General features: G+C 64.3%; 1 protein-coding gene. It reads left to right on the plus strand.

From position 1 onward, the window contains the following. Positions 1–524, plus strand: a 524-nt coding sequence (locus HUA74_RS44990; protein ID WP_254625572.1) for an EF-Tu/IF-2/RF-3 family GTPase, incomplete at both ends; no start/stop codon positions are given.

Consider the following 524-nt stretch of genomic DNA (forward strand, 5'->3'; position numbering starts at 1 on the left):
GTCGGCGAGGGCGCCATCCTGAAGCTGATGGAGGCGGTGGACAGCTACATCCCGACGCCGCAGCGCGCGACGGACAAGCCCTTCCTGATGCCGGTGGAAGACGTGTTCTCCATCGCCGGCCGTGGAACGGTGGCGACGGGCCGCGTGGAACGTGGCATCATCAAGGTTGGCGAGGAAGTTGAAGTCGTCGGTCTGCGCGATACGCAGAAGACCGTCGTCACGGGCGTGGAGATGTTCCGCAAGCTGCTGGACGAGGGCCGGGCGGGAGACAACATCGGCGCGCTGGTGCGTGGTCTGAAGCGCGAGGACATGGAGCGCGGGCAGGTGCTGGCCAAGCCGGGCAGCATCAAGCCGCACACCAAGTTCAAGGCGCAGATCTACGTGCTGTCGAAGGAAGAGGGTGGTCGCCACACCCCGTTCTTCAAGGGATACCGTCCCCAGTTCTACTTCCGCACGACGGACGTGACGGGAACGGTGAAGCTGCCTGAGAACGTGGAAATGGTGATGCCGGGCGACAACATCGC

It is taken from the genome of Myxococcus sp. CA051A (genome assembly GCF_013336705.1).
GTDB classification, from domain to species: Bacteria; Myxococcota; Myxococcia; order Myxococcales; family Myxococcaceae; genus Myxococcus; species Myxococcus llanfairpwllgwyngyllgogerychwyrndrobwllllantysiliogogogochensis.